This is a genomic window from Streptomyces sp. NPDC005262 (assembly GCF_042872425.1).
Classification (GTDB): Bacteria; Actinomycetota; Actinomycetes; order Streptomycetales; family Streptomycetaceae; genus Streptomyces.
Window position 1 is genome coordinate 484,625 of record NZ_JBIAKK010000003.1, and the last position, 16,527, is coordinate 501,151.

The 16,527-nt window shown below is 69.9% G+C and carries 12 protein-coding genes; 4 read left to right on the plus strand and 8 right to left on the minus strand.

Annotated elements, in window-relative coordinates; translation table 11 throughout:
• Positions 1–24: 24 nt before the first annotated feature.
• From ACFYP5_RS12135 to ACFYP5_RS12145, 3 genes are all read right to left on the minus strand, one after another.
• Positions 25–2,628, minus strand: a complete 2,604-nt coding sequence (locus tag ACFYP5_RS12135; RefSeq protein WP_389033963.1) for a PA14 domain-containing protein — start codon at positions 2,626–2,628, stop codon at positions 25–27.
• Positions 2,629–2,993: 365 nt separating this feature from the next.
• Complete coding sequence (locus ACFYP5_RS12140) at positions 2,994–3,938, minus strand: NAD-dependent epimerase/dehydratase family protein (protein ID WP_389033966.1); 945 nt, start codon at positions 3,936–3,938, stop codon at positions 2,994–2,996.
• Between the two features lie 208 nt (positions 3,939–4,146).
• Positions 4,147–5,088: an alpha/beta hydrolase family protein gene (locus tag ACFYP5_RS12145; protein ID WP_389033969.1), complete on the minus strand. Its 942-nt coding sequence runs from the start codon at positions 5,086–5,088 to the stop codon at positions 4,147–4,149.
• 290 nt (positions 5,089–5,378) lie between these two features.
• Between ACFYP5_RS12145 and ACFYP5_RS12150 the strand changes: the two genes are divergently transcribed.
• Positions 5,379–5,969 carry a TetR/AcrR family transcriptional regulator gene (locus tag ACFYP5_RS12150; RefSeq protein ID WP_389033971.1) on the plus strand — a complete coding sequence of 197 codons (591 nt, stop codon included), beginning with the start codon at positions 5,379–5,381 and terminating at the stop codon, positions 5,967–5,969.
• Between the two features lie 194 nt (positions 5,970–6,163).
• On the opposite strand, the gene ACFYP5_RS12155 is transcribed toward ACFYP5_RS12150, so the two are convergent.
• Positions 6,164–6,862 (minus strand): (2Fe-2S)-binding protein, encoded by a 699-nt coding sequence (locus ACFYP5_RS12155; protein ID WP_389034472.1) that lies wholly within the window; start codon positions 6,860–6,862, stop codon positions 6,164–6,166.
• A gap of 228 nt (positions 6,863–7,090) precedes the next feature.
• Between ACFYP5_RS12155 and ACFYP5_RS12160 the strand changes: the two genes are divergently transcribed.
• Positions 7,091–8,290 carry a DMT family transporter gene (locus ACFYP5_RS12160; RefSeq protein WP_389033974.1) on the plus strand — a complete coding sequence of 400 codons (1,200 nt, stop codon included), beginning with the start codon at positions 7,091–7,093 and terminating at the stop codon, positions 8,288–8,290.
• Here the strand turns inward: ACFYP5_RS12160 and ACFYP5_RS12165 are convergent.
• The 4 genes from ACFYP5_RS12165 to lepB all read right to left on the minus strand — a co-directional run bounded on the left by ACFYP5_RS12165 (position 8,260) and on the right by lepB (position 12,659).
• A complete protein-coding gene (locus ACFYP5_RS12165) occupies positions 8,260–9,528 on the minus strand; it encodes a transglycosylase family protein (RefSeq protein WP_389033977.1) in 1,269 nt (422 codons plus the stop codon). The genes ACFYP5_RS12160 and ACFYP5_RS12165 overlap by 31 nt on opposite strands.
• Positions 9,529–9,654: 126 nt before the next feature.
• On the minus strand, positions 9,655–11,022 hold the full coding sequence (locus tag ACFYP5_RS12170; RefSeq protein ID WP_389033980.1) for an ROK family protein: 1,368 nt from the start codon (positions 11,020–11,022) through the stop codon (positions 9,655–9,657).
• A gap of 160 nt (positions 11,023–11,182) precedes the next feature.
• Positions 11,183–11,782 carry a TetR/AcrR family transcriptional regulator gene (locus ACFYP5_RS12175; RefSeq protein WP_389033982.1) on the minus strand — a complete coding sequence of 200 codons (600 nt, stop codon included), beginning with the start codon at positions 11,780–11,782 and terminating at the stop codon, positions 11,183–11,185.
• A gap of 94 nt (positions 11,783–11,876) precedes the next feature.
• The gene (gene lepB, locus ACFYP5_RS12180) at positions 11,877–12,659 is read right to left on the minus strand and encodes a signal peptidase I (protein ID WP_389033985.1); all 783 of its coding nucleotides are present in this window, start codon (positions 12,657–12,659) and stop codon (positions 11,877–11,879) included.
• 339 nt (positions 12,660–12,998) lie between these two features.
• Between lepB and ACFYP5_RS12185 the strand changes: the two genes are divergently transcribed.
• Together ACFYP5_RS12185 and gndA are read left to right on the plus strand one after the other, a co-directional pair.
• Positions 12,999–14,528, plus strand: a complete 1,530-nt coding sequence (locus ACFYP5_RS12185; protein ID WP_389033988.1) for an SDR family oxidoreductase — start codon at positions 12,999–13,001, stop codon at positions 14,526–14,528.
• 283 nt (positions 14,529–14,811) lie between these two features.
• Positions 14,812–16,254 (plus strand): NADP-dependent phosphogluconate dehydrogenase, encoded by a 1,443-nt coding sequence (gene gndA, locus ACFYP5_RS12190; RefSeq protein ID WP_389033991.1) that lies wholly within the window; start codon positions 14,812–14,814, stop codon positions 16,252–16,254.
• The last annotated feature ends 273 nt before the right edge of the window (positions 16,255–16,527 follow it).

Consider the following 16,527-nt stretch of genomic DNA (forward strand, 5'->3'; position numbering starts at 1 on the left):
GGCGGACCAGAGCACTGTCACCGGTCAGGCGGTGGGGCATCCCGTCACGACCGGGTTGGACGCGTCGCGGACGAGTGCGTCCTGCGCCGCCTTGACCCGCTTGACATCGGGCTTGACGATCCGTCGGTCGTAGGTGAGCAGTCCGTTCAACTCGCCCTCCACGTCCGAGATCTGGGTGTATACGGCGCCGTTGCTGCCCTTGCAGGCGAGCGCTCGCACCTCGTCGAGCTTGGCGATGTAGTCATCGGTGTAGGTCGACTGGTCGACCGCGATGTACGACTGCTGCACGGCCCAGGCGTGGCCCGGCACCGCCAGTCCGAGTCCGCCGTACTCGCCGCTGACCAGTGCGCGTCGCCCGTCCGGTGCGGGCAGGGCCGGGCTCGGATAACCGTGCTCGTCGATGATGTCGCCGGTGCCTCCGTCGACGCCCAGGTTGATGCCCGACATGCTGTTGATCAGCCGGGTCGGGTCCCAGGACTTCGCCTGGTCGGCGATACGGGCCTCGTCGTACTGGCCCCAGCCCTCGTTGAACGTGACCCACATGACGACCGACGGGTGGTTGTAGTGTTCGTCGATCATCTCCTTCATCTCGTGCTCGTACTCGGTGCGGGCGGCGGCGGACGGGTTGACGGTGTTCATCGCCGGCATGTCCTGCCAGACGAGCAGGCCCAGCTTGTCCGCCCAGTAGAACCAGCGGTCGGGCTCCACCTTGATGTGCTTGCGCACGGAGTTGAACCCCATGGCCTTGTGCATCTTCAGGTCGGACGCGAGTGCCTCGTCGGTGGGCGCGGTGTGCAGCCCATCGGGCCAGAAGCCCTGGTCGAGGGTGGCCATCAGGAAGACCGGCTTGCCGTTGAGGACGGTGCGCGGGGTGCCGTTCACCTTCTCCACGGCGATGGACCGCATCCCGAAGTAACTGCCGACCCGGTCCGATCCGACGAAGACCTTCAACTGGTAGAGGTGCGGGTCGTTCGCGGACCACAGGTGCGGGTTCGGAACCCGCAGGTCCAGCGTCGAACCGGTGCGGCCGGTCACGGTGCCGACCTCGCGCTTCCCGTCGTACGCGGTCGCCGTGACCGGCACCCCGTCACGTACCCCATGGACCTCGACAGCGACCTTCTCACCCTTGACATCGGGGGTGAGCTTCAGCGAGTCGACGTGATCTGCGGCGACCGGCTCCATCCACACGGTCTGCCAGATGCCGGACGACGGGGTGTACCAGATGCCGCTCGGGTCGAGGCGCTGCTTGCCCATCGGCGGGTTCTCGCCGCCCTGGGCATCGGTCGGGTCGTAGACGCCGACGATCAGCTCCTGGGTGCGGCCCGGCTTCAGCGCATCGGTGATGTCGGCGCTGAACTTGTCGTAACCGCCCTTGTGGCGGGCGACCTCGGTGCCGTTGACATACACCTCGGACTGCCAGTCGACAGCCCCGAAGTTCAGCTGCAGACGTTTGCCGTCGCCGACCTTCCACCCCTTGGGCACGGTGAAGGTGCGCCGGTACCACATCCGGTCCTCGTGCCGTTCGAGGCCGGAGAGCTGTGACTCCACCGGATACGGAACGAGGATCTTCTCGCCGAGCTTCCTGCCGACGGGGGGTTGTTCCCCGGCCTTCGCCCCGGCGAACTCCCAGGAGCCGTTGAGGTTCTGCCAGTTGTCACGGGTGAGCTGCGGACGCGGGTACTCGGGAAGCGCGTTGTGCGGGCCGACCTCATCGGCCCACTCGGTGCGGAGCTCGTACGTGGACCGGTTCTGCCCACTGGACCAGAAGGCCCCGACGGCCTTGCCGTCCTCGCCGGTCAGCCCGCCTTCGCCGTCGTAGCGGACATCGGCCAGCCCGTTGGCGTCGCCGGCCTTGTTGCCGACGACCGGCTCCTTGAGCGCGACGGTGAGGCTGCGCGGGTCCCCGGGATCGGCTTTCGCCGCGCCGAGCGGCCACTTCGCACCGCCGATGACGGCGTCGAGGTGGTTGGTGAGTCCGGCGGGCAGAGCCGCGAGCTTCTGTGCGAAGTCCAGCTTGAGAGTACGGCCGTCGGCGAGAACGGTGGCACCGATGGCCCCGTCGTACGCGAAGTCGTCGGGCAGCCGGAAGGCGGACTGCGGCACGGGCTCCTTGGTGCCGCCGGGCTCGGTCCACTTGAGATGCAGGTTGGACCCGCCGAAGTGTTCGAAGTATTCGACCTTGAAGTCATAGGCCTTGCCCGCGGTCAGCTCGACCGGTTGCGAAGTCTGTTCCTTCTCCCAGTCGTCGACCCAGTGGTCGATGACGGGCTTTCCGTCGATCCAGAGTCGGAACCCGTTGTCCCCGATCATCGAGAAGACATGGGCGCCGGTCTTCTCCGGCACGATCTTCCCGGTCCACCGGACGCTGGCGTCGTCGGCCTGTCCGGTGGCCGAGCTCAGGCGCGATTCGAGGGTGGGGAAGTCGATATCCGGGTCGAATCCGGTGGCCTTGAGCTGCCCGAAGTCGAAGGCACCGGGGGCGGACTGGGTGTAGTACTCGCCCTTCAGGCCATGTACGTCGACGGGGCTGCCGGGGTCCGAGGCCGCGGACGCGGCAGGCCCGGCGGACAGGCCGGCGGCGCCGAGAGCAGCGGCGAGAAGCAGGACAACTTTCTTTCTGATGCGCACGGATCCTCCTTGGTGAGGAAGGGTGGCGGCTCGTTGCAACAGGATGTACAACGTTGGAAGGAATGACAGTTGGCATGACAGCACGACTCCCGTTCCACTGTCCAGGTGCATGACAGCCCGAAGGAGAGGGCCGGAGGGAACCCTCGGAACGCCAGCGACGGACCGGCCGGCAAGACAGCCGATCGGCGTCTTGGCCTGCGCATTTCCGGCCGCCGGCATCTTGCCGTCCGGGCTGACACGGCCGCCGTCCGGGCGGTCCGGTTCCCGTCCCTGCCGGCGTCGCGGCCGAAGCCGCCGAGCGGAAGCGGCGTCACCGCAGGCAAGATCAGGCATGGTCGGGGCCGTGGTCGGGGCGTGACCTCCGCTCAGTTCTTGTTGCCTGCGCGCAGCCACGCGATGTAGTCGCCGACAGCTCGCGCGGTGTCGTACTCGGCCTGATAGCCGGTGTCCTGCTGGAGGCGGCCGATGTCGAGGACCAGGTGCGGTGCATCGCTTCCGGCTGGAAGACCGACCTGGGCGTCGGGGACCACCTCCCTGATCGCTTCGATGAGCTGGGCGTTGGTCGTGGCCCGGCCGGAGCCGACGTTGTACGTACGGTGGTTCAGCTTGCCCGCGAGTTGGAGGAGGGCGATCGCCCGCCCGGTGTCCTTCACATAGTTGAGGTCGAGCCCGTCCCCGGCGAAGGCCGGCCCCACGAGGTGGGAGAGGTCCGGAGCGGTGCCGCGGGCGGCAGCGTGGATCAGGGCGGGCGCGGCGAAGAACGGATCGGGATGGCCGAGCGGGCCCCAGGTACCCGAGACGCGATAGTTGACGATGTCGACACCCGTGGTGTCGGCGAGGAATCCGCCCAGCAGTTCGCCGACCTTCTTGAAGGTGGGTATCGAGACGGATGCGCCCATCGCCAGCGGAGCGTCCTCGCGTAGCGGTCCGTCGTCCCCGGCGCCGAAGTAGACCCCGATCGTGCTGGCGACACCCAGACGCCGCACACCCCACTCCTGCGCCGCCTGCACGATGTTCAGCAGCCCGCCGAGCGCCTGCCGCGTCGCCTCGACCGGCGCGTCAGGGACAGGAGGCCAGGGATAGGAGCCCGCCAGGTGCACGATGCCCGTGATGTCGTGACGGTCGCCGATCGCGAGCAGGGCATCGCGATCGGCGACGTCCGCCTGCTCCACCTCCACCCGCGCTCCAGCGAGTACGGCCGGGAGTTCACGGGCACGGCGCTGGACCACAACGCAGTCTTCGCCCAGGTCGAGCAGCGCTCGCACGGTGTGGGATCCGATGAAGCCGAAACCTCCGGTGACGAGGATCATCGCCTGTCCTTCCTGCAGCAATCCTGATCGTCAGCAGTGCCGACGATTCCGGTGAACGCCCGCCGGGGGAATCCGTCGAGACGCGAACGTGCGCACACGGCCGTGCTGGGCGACGCCGCGCTCCAACCGCTGGGCGTCGCCTCGTGGTTGCTCGGCGCCGTCCACCATGGCGGACCGGGCCTGCCGGCGCCCGTGAGGCTCGCAAAGCTCACTTGCTCTGCAACTTCCCCAGCGGGTTGGGGTCTTCCTCCAGCGCGGTGGCCGCCGCCCGCCGGCCGGTGTCCTCGATGTGGAGGGCGCTACGCAGGTAAGCCGTGCTGAGCTGCTGGATCAGGGCGACGCGTGCGGGGCTCTCGTCCGTCGTCTCGGCGACCTCGTACCCGGCGATTCCGCCGAGCGAGTGCTCGGCCCCGAACAGCGTGAGCAGGCTCTTGTTTCCCGGGCTGCAGGTGTAGGGGTCGGTGAACCAGTCCGGTCCGCGAGTGGACAGGGGTGACTGGTCGTTGTCCCCGGCGACGATGAGAGCCGACGTGGTCATGCTGTCGAAGGACGGCCTCATGAAAGGGAAGTTCTCGGCGGCGAACGGGGTCAGGTCGTCGCCCAGGCCGGTCAGCGCGAGCAGTACGCCCGCCTTGACCCGGGCATCGGACATGTCCTCTCCGGGAACACCGTCGGAGTCCAGGACGCGCGCGCCCAGCAGAGTGCTCGCCGTCTGGGCTCCCCATGAGTGGCCGGCCACAGCAATGCGGTCGTGGTCGAGGCGCCCGGCGAGGTCCGGCACGGAAGCCTCCAGAATGTCGAGTCCGTCCAGCACGCGGGTGAGGTCCTCGATCCGGAAGCGCCAGATCCGCGGCCTACGGGGGTCCTCGGCAGCGAAGCCGAGCGTCCTGGAGTCGAGGTGGGTGGGCTGCAGTACCACAAAGCCGCGAGCGGCCCAGAAGTCCGCCAGCGGGGCGTAACCGTTCATCGACCAGCCGAAGCCGTGCGAGAAGACGATGACGGGCAGATCTCCGCCCGTCGCGGGGGCGGACACGCGGACCTGGAGGTCCTCACCGCGGCCCGGGGCGGACAGGACGACCGGTTTGGCGGAGACCACCGTGGTGGGTGCAGCCGCCATCTTCTGCGCGTTCGCGGTATCCGAGTCAGGCATGGAAGTGCCATCCGTTCAGTTCAGTGCGTTCGCACTCTTGGGTTCGGTGGGGCCGGCGGTCGGTGGCGCCACAGGCCGGGCGGAGTGGGGAGCAAGGAGCGTTTCTCATGCGGAGCCACATCAACGTGGGCCCCGACCCTCGCGCGCTCTCCCCTCCGGGGGGAGCGTGATCGCATCAGCGACCTGGTGGAGCGCCCCCGGGTCTGCCATCATGGGTGAAACGGAACGTTGCTCCGCTAACAATACGGAGCACTGTTCCGCTTTGCAAGACCTACGGAAGGAATGCCGCGGTGAACGACAGCGACCAGGGCCCGGGGGGCTCAGCCAGGTCCAAGCGCAAGGACGCCCGGCGCAATCAGCAGACCCTGCTGGACGCGGCCGCCGCGGTCTTCGTCACGTCGGGCGTGGAAGCGCCGGTGCGCGACATCGCAGCCGCGGCCGGCGTCGGGATGGGCACGATCTACCGTCACTTCCCCACCCGGGCGGACCTCGTCATCGCCGTCTACCGCCACCAGGTCGACGCCTGCGCCGAGGCCGGTCCGGCCCTGCTGGCTACCAGCTCGACCCCCCATGCCGCCCTGGGACGGTGGGTCGACCTCTTCGTCGACTTCCTGGTCACCAAACACGGCCTGGCCGCCGCGATGCAGGGGGACAGCACCGGCTTCGAGACGCTGCACGCCTACTTCCTCGAACGCCTCCTGCCGGTGTGCACCCAGCTCCTCGAAGCTGCCGTCGCCGCAGGCGAGATCCACTCCGACCTCGACGCCTATCAACTCATGCGCGGCATCGGAAACCTCTGTATCGGCGCCGAGAGCGACGCCCGCTACGACGTGCGCCGACTGGTCGCACTCCTCGTCGCAGGACTACGCCAACCGTGCTGACCGTGGCGCTCGCGAACGACGGAGTCCTCGCGTGGACGTCGGTCCATTCCTGGAGCTGTTCAGGAACGGATCGTCGAACTGCCGTTGATCTCGGTCGCTTCTCAGAACCCGTTCTCGGTCGAACCATCCCGGTCCGGTCCGCATCCTCACGCCGGAGACCCGCCACGGGATGATCTTGAAGCCCGAACAGCTCGTCATGGAGCGGAAGCGCCCGGTCGGCGGTCGAAGACACAGTCCCCGCAGAGGCCGGCGCCTGGGCACCGGTAGTAGAGGCAACAGCTGTTCCTGCGGAATGCCGGGGTGTGCGGCGTCCCGGTGGCCCGCAGGTCCGGGTGGTCGAAGAGTTCGGCGGCCAGGGTGCGGGCCCGGTGCGCCGCGTCGGGACGATGGTGGGCGCGGGCCCAGCTGATCAGCTCGCGCAGCGCTCCGGCCAGGGCCGAGCCCGCATTTCCCCACAGCAGCCGGGGTGCGATGTGTCCGTCCCGTCGGATGGCCTCCGCGAGCGGTACGAGGTGGCCGTACTGGACGCATTCGCGGATGCGGTCCGCCGTGCCCGGCAGCGTGGCCGCGGAGTCGAGCCACAGATCGTCCGGCGCGGGGTGCTGCGGATCCCAGTGGAGTGCGGCCGGGGAGAGGTCCGGGAAGCGACCGGAGAGGACGGCCGGTCCCAGGGCGGTCGACCAGAGGCGGGCGGCCAGCCCCAGGTGCGCCACGGACGCGGCGACCCTGCGCTCGGGGGCACGGAGCCGGGCGGCCACGGTGTCGATGCGGGCCGTGAGCGGTGCCGTCTCCCCCGCGTACAGGAGGGCGAGCGGACGGTGCGCGCCGCCGGACACCGGATTTCTGCGCAGGGTGAAGAATCCGCCCACCGACTCGGCCCGCGCCTGCTCCATGCGCTGCTGCTCCTCCACGGACTCCCCCAGTCACTCGTAGTGACGATCAGGCCACCCCTCGGGGCCGCGTCTCAGCGTTCACCGTAGCCGTGGAGATGATCGTCCTGAGTCTCGGCAGCGGGAGGACTACCGTCGGGAGGAGGACACAAAAACCACTCCCCTACTACCAAAGCAGTACGTCGGAACGCCGTCTCAGGGACGACGACTCGACGGCTTTGAAGGGCCATCGTGGTGTACATGAGCTTCCTTGCGCTGTCCGTGCTGCTGTCACTGATCTCTGCGGTCGCCTACGCGGCCGGGGCGATCGTCCAGGAGCGCGTCGCCACGGCCGGAGACGGCCGTTCGTTCGCCCCTCTGCGCAACAGCGTCTGGTGGGTGGCGGTGGCATTGAACGGTGTCGGTGCGGTGCTGCACGTGATGGCACTGGCTTACGGCCCGCTCAGTCTGGTGCAACCGCTCGGCGCGCTGACGATCGTCTTCGCCCTGCCGATGGCGGCGCTCTTCGCGCGCCGCCGGGCCAGGGCGACCGCCTGGCGTGGCGCGATCATGGCGACCGTCGGCCTGGCGGGTCTGCTCGCCCTGACCGGCAACAAGGAGTCGCACACCCTGGGCGGTCCGCAGCAGCTGATGCTCGCGACCGTGACGTTCGGTGGTGTGGCGCTGCTCGTGCTGATCGCGAAGGGCATGCGACCACCGGTGGTACGGAGTGTGGTCCTGGCCGCCGGCGCCGGTGTCGCCTTCGGTATCGCGTCCGTCTTCACGAAGACGGTGGCGATGCAGTGGGCGTCCGGTTCGGTCGGCGCGGGGCTGCCCACGCTTGTGGTCATAGCGGCTCTGGCGTCGGCCGGGCTGCTGCTGTCGCAGTCCGCTTACCGGGGCGCCGGCCTCACCGCACCACTGGCGACAGTCACCGTGGTGAACCCGGTGATCGCCTCGGCGGTCGGCATCACGTTGTTCGGTGAGCAGTTCCGGCACGGCACGGCGGGCGCGTTCCTGGCACTTGCCTGCGGTGCGGTTGCCGCGGGCGGCCTGATCATGCTGATGACGGAACGGCTGGGCGCGGAGCAGCGCGAAGGACGCCAGGTGCTCCCGGCCGGTCCGGACGTCCCGCCGGCGGTTGCCGCGGTGGGCGCTGCGGAGGCCGAGCTCACGGTGATCATTCCGCCGGATCCCGGAAGGGCCACGGCCGTGACCGTCGGGGCAGCCCCGCCCGCCGCTGCCGAAGAAGCGCTTCCGGCGCCGCTCCCGCTGGGAGTCACGGTGCCGCTGGAGCGGCGGCGGGTGGGCCAGGTCGACTTCGGCTCCGCACGGCAGCCGCGCGCCGGTTCGGAACGACAAGGTGCGTTTTCCGCGGAGGACCGTGCGGCCGGCGGTCCCATGGAGCTGCATCGGACCGTTCAGACGTTGACGCCGCCCGCCCGGAGGTAGGAGAGCGGATCGACGTCGGAGCCGTAGCCGGGCCCCGTACGGATCTCGAAATGCAGGTGCGGTCCGGTGGCATTGCCCGTGGAACCTGATCGGGCGATGCGCCGGCCGCCGCTGACATGCTGGCCCTCGCGTACCAGCAGCGCGGACAGGTGCGCGTACTGGCTGTACCTGCCGTCGCCGTGCCGGATGACGATCTCGTAGCCGTACGCCCCCGCCCAGCCTGCCGAAACGACCGTGCCGGAGGCCACCGCCTTGACCGAGGTGCCGGTGGGGACGGGGAAGTCGACGCCCGTGTGGTAGCCGCTCGCCCAGGAACCGGCCTGGTGGTACGCGGTGCCGACACGGGTCGCCGACACCGGCGCGACGAGCCCGGAGTCCTTCTCGGCCCGCTCGGTCTTCTTCGGCTGGGCCTTCGCCGCCTGGTGCGGACTCGTCGGCCGGTGACTCGGCTTCGCGGGCTGGTGCGGACGGGCCTTCTGCTTCGGCTCGGCCGACCGGCTCGGCTTCGCGGCGGGCCTGGTTCCGCTCGTCGGGCCGGCCTGCGGTGTGTCGGCCACGTCCAGGGTGAGCCGCTGGCCCGGGAAGATCAGATCGGGGTCGTCGCCGACGACCTTCCGGTTCGCCGTGTAGAGGCGCTGCCAGCCTCCCTGCACATGCTCGGTCGCCGCGATCCCGGAGAGGGAGTCGCCGCGCGCGACGGTGTACGAGTCGCGCTTGCCGGGCACCGTGGTCGGGGTGGCGGGCGCGGACGTCCGCTTCGTCTTCGGGTTCGCCTTCTTCGGCGTGGAGGTCGTTGCCGACGAGGCGTCGACGGGGCCGCCGGCCCGTTCCGACTCAGACGTGAGGTCGGGGGCGCCGCCGCCCCTATTCAGCCCCGCTCTTACGGAGCAGGTCGGCCAGGCGCCCGGGCCCTGTGCCTCCAGCACCTTCTCCGCGACGGCCATCTGCTGTTCCCTGGTGGCCAGATCGGCGCGTGGGGCATAGACCGTGCCGCCGTACGCCGCCCAGGTCGACCGGGTGAACTGCAGCCCGCCGAAGTAGCCGTTGCCCGAGTTGATGTGCCAGTTGCCGGTCGACTCGCAGGCGGCGACCTTGTCCCAGACATCGGTCGATGCGGCGCCCGCCGAGGCGGCGGTGACGAGGGGGAGCGCGATACCCGCGCCGCCCACCGTGACCGTGAGCGAGGCGCGGTTGATGCGGCTCGGCTGGTATCTGCGGTGTCGTCCGTTCGCGGCCATGACTTGGCTCCCCCACTGGCTGTAGGACACGTCGCAAGCGGTCAACTTATGGGCAGACAAAGGGTGATGACAAGGCAGTGGCCGAGACCTGCCGGTGATGGGCGGACCGGGGAGCGCAGGCGGACCTCATCGTGCCGGGGTGCGGTGGCGGTTGCGTACGACGTCGGCTGCCGTGGGCAGCCGGGCCGCGGGCACGCTCGGTGGCGCGTCCGTCGCCCGGCGGCTGCCGCCCTGTGCCAGGAATTCGGCCAGCGGGAGCGTCGCCGCGCCGAGGGTGACCGCGTCCGGGCCCAGCCGGCCCATCTCGATCGTGGTGCGTGCCGCCGGGTGCCGGAGCGCGTAGTCCTCCGCGTACCGACGGATGTCCGGAATCAGATGTGGTCCGATCAGCAACCCCGCCCAGCCGCCCAGCAGGATGCGTTCGGGCAGGAACAGGTTGACGAGGTCGGCCAGGGCCGCGCCCAGGCATTCGGCGGTCTCGTCGAGGACGGAGAGCGCGACCGGATCGGGATCCGGACCGTCGGCATCGGGGTACGCGGCGGCCAGGAGCGCTGCCAGCGCGGTTTCGTCGTCGGCTTCGGGGGGCAGCGGGCCCCCCGCCTCGTGCCAGCGTTCGCGCATGGCCTGCGCACCCGCGTACGCCTCCAGGCAGCCGATGGACCCGCAGCGGCAGCGGCGGCCACGAAGCTGCACCGTCGTGTGCCCCCATTCCAGCGGCGTGCTGCTCCGGTCCTCGTCGAGGATGCCGCCGCGGTTGACGCAGGCACTGACACCCGATCCGATCAGGGCGATCACGGCGGCCTGTGCGTCGCGTCCGCCGCCGAACCACATCTCGGCCTGGCCCAGCGTCTTCGCGCCGTTGTCGATGAACAGCGGAACGTCGAGCGGTACGTCGACCGCGTCGCGCAGCAGCCGTTCGAAGGGGACATCGCGCCAGCCGATCGTCTGACCGTGCACGACGGCGCCGACCTCGCCCGGTGCGGGAGGTGCCTCACCGACGGCCCTCTCCCGGCTGCCCCGTTCGACGATGCCCGGCACCCCGATACCGATGCCGAGCAGCCGTCGCGTATCCGCTCCCGCTTGCCGCAGCACGTCCGTCACGCCGCTGCCGACATGGCCGACGATGCGCTCGACGTCGTAGCCGTCCCGGGCCAGCGGCCGTTCCGCGCGGGCGAGTTCGGTCAGCGACAGGTCGAAGAGCTCGACCCGGACCCGGGTCTCGCCGATGTCGATGCCGATGAGGAGTCCCCCGCCGGGCGCCACACGCAGCAGCGTGCGCGGGCGGCCACCGTCGGAGCCGACGATGCCGGCCTCCTCGAGGAGCCTCTCCGCGGCAAGTTCCGCGACGACGTTGCTGATGGATCCGGAACTCAGCCCGGTGGCGGGGCCGAGCTCCTGGCGGCTCAACGGCCCGTCGAAATAGAGCCGTTGCAGGACTCTCGCCCGATTGCCCCGCCGCAGGTCGCGCACGGTCCGTCCGGTGCGCTCGGCCATGTCTTCCTTTCTTCGCGGAATCAAGCCCGTCGGCGGGGCTCGGAACGGATGCGGCCGCCCAGCTCAGCCGATGCCACGCAGCACAGGCCCGGCGTCGCTCACCTTGCGGTGGAGGATCGCCGCGGGCACTTCCGGACGGCGGGTGCGGGTGGAGGTCCGCTCATCCATCGTTGTGCCCCTTCCCGCTGGGGTGTGCGGACGGCCAGCGCTCCAGTACGACGTGCAGCGCCTCGACGCACTGCTGCCAGGACGCCTGCACGTCGCGAGGGGCACCGAAACCGCCGTTGGCCTCCAGCGCGCTGTAGCCGTGGAAGGTGCTGCGCAGCAGCCGCACGGCGTCCGTGAAGTCGGGTTCGGCCAGGTCGTAGGCGCGCAGCATCGCATAGATGATCTCGATGGTGCGGTGGTACGCGGTGGACTCGGCGACGACGGCGGGATCGAGCCGGATCTGGGTCGCCGCGTACCGGCCCGGCCGCTCCAGCGCGAAGGCGCGGTAGGCGTCGGCGAACGCGACGAGTGCGTCCTTTCCGGCCCGTCCGGCGACCGCCGTGCCGAGTCGGTCGGCGAACTCCCCCGCGGCCAGCAGCGCCACCCGGGTGCGAAGGTCCTGCACGCTCCTGACGTGGGAGTACAGGCTGGCATCCTTCACCCCGAAGCCGCGCGCCAGCGCGGACACGGTGACCTTGTCGAGACCGAGGGAGTCCGCCAGATCGGCCGCCGCCTCCACCACGCGATCGGTCGTCAGACCCGCGCGAACCATCCGCCACCTCCACCGCAGCAAGGGGCCCTAGGCTACTACCTAGGCCCCCTAGACGGACTCCGGTCGTACCTGGACGCCGATGCTCACCGGCCGTCTACTGCTCGAAGGTGTCCGGGACGGACAGCCAGTCCCATCGGTCGACCGGCCAGACGACGGTGAAAGCACGTCCGACCACGTCGTCGACGGGTACCGCACCGCCACCCGGCTGATCCCGGTGGTAGCGCGAGTCCGCCGATGCCTGACGGTGGTCCCCCATCACCCAGATGTGTCCCTGCGGAACAGTGATCTTGAATTCGGCATCCGAGCTGCAAGGGGTGTTGCCGGGGAACACATAGGGCTCGTCGAGGGCCTGGCCGTTCACCTTGACCGGGCCGGTGCCCTTGCACTCGACGGTGTCTCCTCCCACCCCGATCACACGCTTGATCAGGTCCTTCTCGTCCGCCGACGGCATCAGGCCTATGAAGGACAGCACTTCCTGCACCGGGTTGGCGCCCGAGGTCGGGTCGGACGGAAGCCAGTTGCCCGGGTCGTGGAAGACCACGACCTCCCCCCGCTCCGGCTGTGCGCCGAACCAGGGCGTGAGCTTGTCGACCAGCACACGGTCCCCGCGCTGCAGCGTGTTCTGCATGGAGTCCGAGGGGATCGAGAAGGCCTGGGCCAGGAACGTCTTGATGAGCAGCGCCAGCACCAGCGCAACGCCGATGAGCAGGGGCAACTCCGCCCAGAAGGACCGTCGTTCATTCTTCCGGGGGCGCTGCTCGGCAGGGGGCTCGCCCTCCGCGTCGCTCGAATTGCGCGCTCCGACTTCTGCTTCTGTCACGCCGCCCCCGATTCGTCGCGGCACGCCCCGGTCGGCTGCCGCACGCGCCGTCCGCAACCCTTGTGAGGTCGGGACCAGTTCTCAGTGCTTCACGACCACTCTATGGGCAACACGCTTCAGGTTTTAGCCCTCCCGACCAGGCGTACTGTGCTGTGGATCTTCCGTACCGTCGCCTACGGCACCGCGCCCGACCACCGCTCGCACCGACGGATGTCCGGCGAGGGAGCCATCGGAGTTCTCGACGGCCATTGCGGTGGCCTTGCCGCGCCGTGAACGGACGGCGGCACCGAACTGTGCGGCTTCCTGCCACTCGGTGGTCCAGAAGTCGCCGGGCAGCGGAAAGTACGGCGCACAGGCACGGTGGAAGAGTCGGACATCGAGACATGGGGAGGCGCCATGAACCACGAAGACGGCGCACCGGTACTGCGCTGCCTGGTGACCGGTGCGACGGGCTACATCGGGGGACGGCTGGTCCCCGAACTGCTCGATGCCGGGCACAGCGTGCGCTGTCTCGCACGTACGCCCGAGAAGCTGCGGGACCAGCCCTGGGCCGACCGGGCCGAGGTCGTCCGCGGAGATGTCATGGACCCGGAGTCGCTGGGGCCGGCCATGCGGGGTGTCGACGTCGCCTACTACCTGGTGCACGCGCTCGGCAGCGGATCGGACTTCGAGGCCACGGACCGGAAGGCGGCCAGGACATTCGGTGAGCAGGCGCGCGCCGCAGGTGTGTCACGCATCGTCTACCTGGGGGGACTCACACCCGCCGGGGTCCCCGGGCACGAACTGTCGCCACATCTGCGCTCGCGTGCCGAGGTCGGCAGGATCCTGCTGGAGTCGGGCGTGCCGACCACAGCGCTGCGCGCGGCCGTGATCATCGGCTCCGGTTCGGCGTCCTTCGAGATATTGCGCTACCTCACCGAACGTCTACCGGTCATGGTCACGCCGAGCTGGGTGTCCACCAGGATCCAGCCGATCGCCGTCCGTGACGTACTGCGATATCTCGTGGGCAGTGCAACCATGCCTGCCGGGCTGAACCGCACCTTCGACATCGGCGGCCCGGACGTCGTCACGTACCGGGAGATGATGCAGGACTACGCGGCCGTCGCCCGCTTGCCGCATCGGTTGATCCTCCCCGTCCCGATGCTGACGCCCCGGCTGTCGAGCCACTGGATCGGGCTGGTCACACCCGTTCCCGGCTCCATCGCACGCCCGCTCGCCGAATCGCTGAAGTACGAGGTCGTGTGCCGCGAGCACGACATCACACGCTACGTCCCCGACGGGCCGGGGCGGCCGTTCACCTTCCCCAGAGCGCTCGCGCTCGCACTGCAGCGCGTGCGCGAGGCGAACGTGACGACCCGGTGGTCGTCGGCCTCGGTGCACGGTGCGCCGAGCGACCCGCTGCCCACGGACCCCGGCTGGGCAGGCGGCAGCCTCTACACCGACGAGCGGGAACTCGACATCGACGCCGCGCCGGAGGCTCTGTGGCGGGTCATCGAAAGCATCGGGGGCGACAACGGCTGGTATTCCTTCCCCCTGGCATGGGCCGTCCGCGGCTGGCTCGACCGTGCGATCGGCGGTGTCGGACTGAACCGGGGCCGCCGGGACGCCACCCGACTCAGGGTGGGTGACTCGCTGGACTTCTGGCGGGTCGAGGAGATCGTGCCGGGCCATCTGCTTCGGCTGCGCGCGGAGATGCGGCTGCCCGGCCTGGCCTGGCTGGAGCTGTACGCCGAGCGGAACGGGACCGGAGGCGCGCACTACCGACAGCGCGCGCTGTTCCATCCGCGAGGGCTGCTGGGTCACGCCTATTGGTGGAGTGTCGCCCCGTTCCACGCCGTCGTCTTCGGAGGGATGGCCCGCAACATCGCTCGCGCAGCCATGCTGCCTACCCGGTCGGAGCAGGTGAAGGCGGCCTCCGCCCTCTGACAGGCGACACGCGAGCGGTGCCACCGCATCTCGGCTCGCGCCGCCGACGCAACCGTCCGGCCGAGCCGAACCGGGCACCCCAGGAGCCCGAGCCCGCTCACCCTGCCGGCCCTTCGCCGGAGCTCCGGTTCCGGCGCACGGTCCGGTCGGCTCCCCATTCGACCGTACGGACGGTCCGCTGCGGCTGGCGTGGCCGGTGTACGGCGGCTTGAACAGGCCGTCCCCGCGCCCCGTATCCATACTGGTCATCCCGGCATCCTCGACAGATTGCAGGAGCACACAGATGAGCGGCACTGCGCAGATCGGCGTCACTGGACTTGCGGTGATGGGCCGCAATCTCGCCCGGAACTTCGCACGTAACGGCTTCACCGTCGCGGTGCACAACCGTACGACCGCGAAGACCGATGCCCTGGTCAAGGAGTTCGGCGACGAGGGCACGTTCGTCGCCGCGCGCACACCCGAGGAGTTCGTGGCGGCGCTGGAACGCCCGCGCAAGCTGATCATCATGGTGAAGGCAGGCGATCCGACGGACGCGGTGATCGAGGAGTTCGCCCCGCTCCTCGACGAGGGCGACGTCATCATCGACGGCGGCAACGCCCATTTCGAGGACACCCGCCGCCGCGAGAAGGCTCTGCGCGAGCGCGGCATCCATTTCGTCGGTGTCGGCATCTCCGGCGGCGAGGAGGGCGCGCTGAACGGGCCGAGCATCATGCCCGGAGGTTCCACCCAGTCGTACGAATCACTGGGACCGCTGCTGGAGAAAATCGCCGCGAAGGCGAAGGACGGCACTCCGTGCACCACACACATCGGCCCCGACGGTGCCGGGCACTTCGTGAAGATGGTCCACAACGGCATCGAGTACGCGGACATGCAGCTGATCGCGGAGGCGTACGACCTGCTGCGGAGGGTGGCCGGCTACTCCCCCGCGAAGATCGCCGAGACGTTCCGCGGCTGGAACACCGGCCGGCTCGACTCGTATCTGATCGAGATCACGGCGGAAGTCCTCTCCCACACGGACCAGGAGACGGGAAAGCCGTTCGTCGACATCGTGCAGGACCAGGCCGAGCAGAAGGGCACGGGCCGCTGGACCGTGCAGATCGCACTCGATCTGGGCGTGCCGGTCTCCGGTATCGCGGAGGCCGTCTTCGCCCGTTCGCTGTCGGGCCACACGGATCTGCGGGAGGCCGCGCGCGAACTGCCGGGCCCCTCGTCCACTCCGCTGGCCGGAGCCGAGGCCGCGGCGTTCGCCGACCGGGTGGAGCAGGCGCTGTACGCCTCCAAGATCGTCTCGTACACGCAGGGGTTCCATCAGATCCGCGCGGGCAGCGAGACGTACGACTGGAAGATCGATCTCGGTGCGGTGGCGGCGATCTGGCGGGCCGGCTGCATCATCCGGGCGGCATTCCTGGACCGGATCCGGGCGGCGTACGACGCACGGCCGGAGCTGGTGAGCCTCCTCTCCGACCAGCAGTTCGCCGAGGAGATCGGTGCGGCGCAGGACGACTGGCGGACGGTGGTCGCCGAGGCGGTACGCCAGGGAGTGCCGACCCCCGGGTTCGCCGCCGCGCTTTCGTACTACGACGGTCTGCGCGCCGACCGTCTCCCCGCGGCGCTCACGCAGGGGCAGCGGGACTTCTTCGGGGCGCACACCTACCGGCGCACAGACCGCGCGGGTTCCTTCCACACCCTCTGGGGCGGCGACCGGTCGGAGATCGCCACCGGCTGACGGGCCTCGGGCGTCCGTTCGTCCGGCCGGGCCACCCGGGGTGCGGCGGGACCGTGCGTATGCGTAAGTAGCAGCGAGTCCCGCCGCCGTCCCGCACTCCGCACCGCCGCGACGGCGGCACCCCGTGGAAACCACCCACCGACACCAGCCACCCGCGCCCCCGGCTGCATCCACCCCGTACCCGGGTGCCGGCGGCACCCCGTGCAAACCACCCACCGACACCAGCCACCCGCGCCCCCGGCTGCATCCACCCCGTACCCGGGTGCCGGCGGC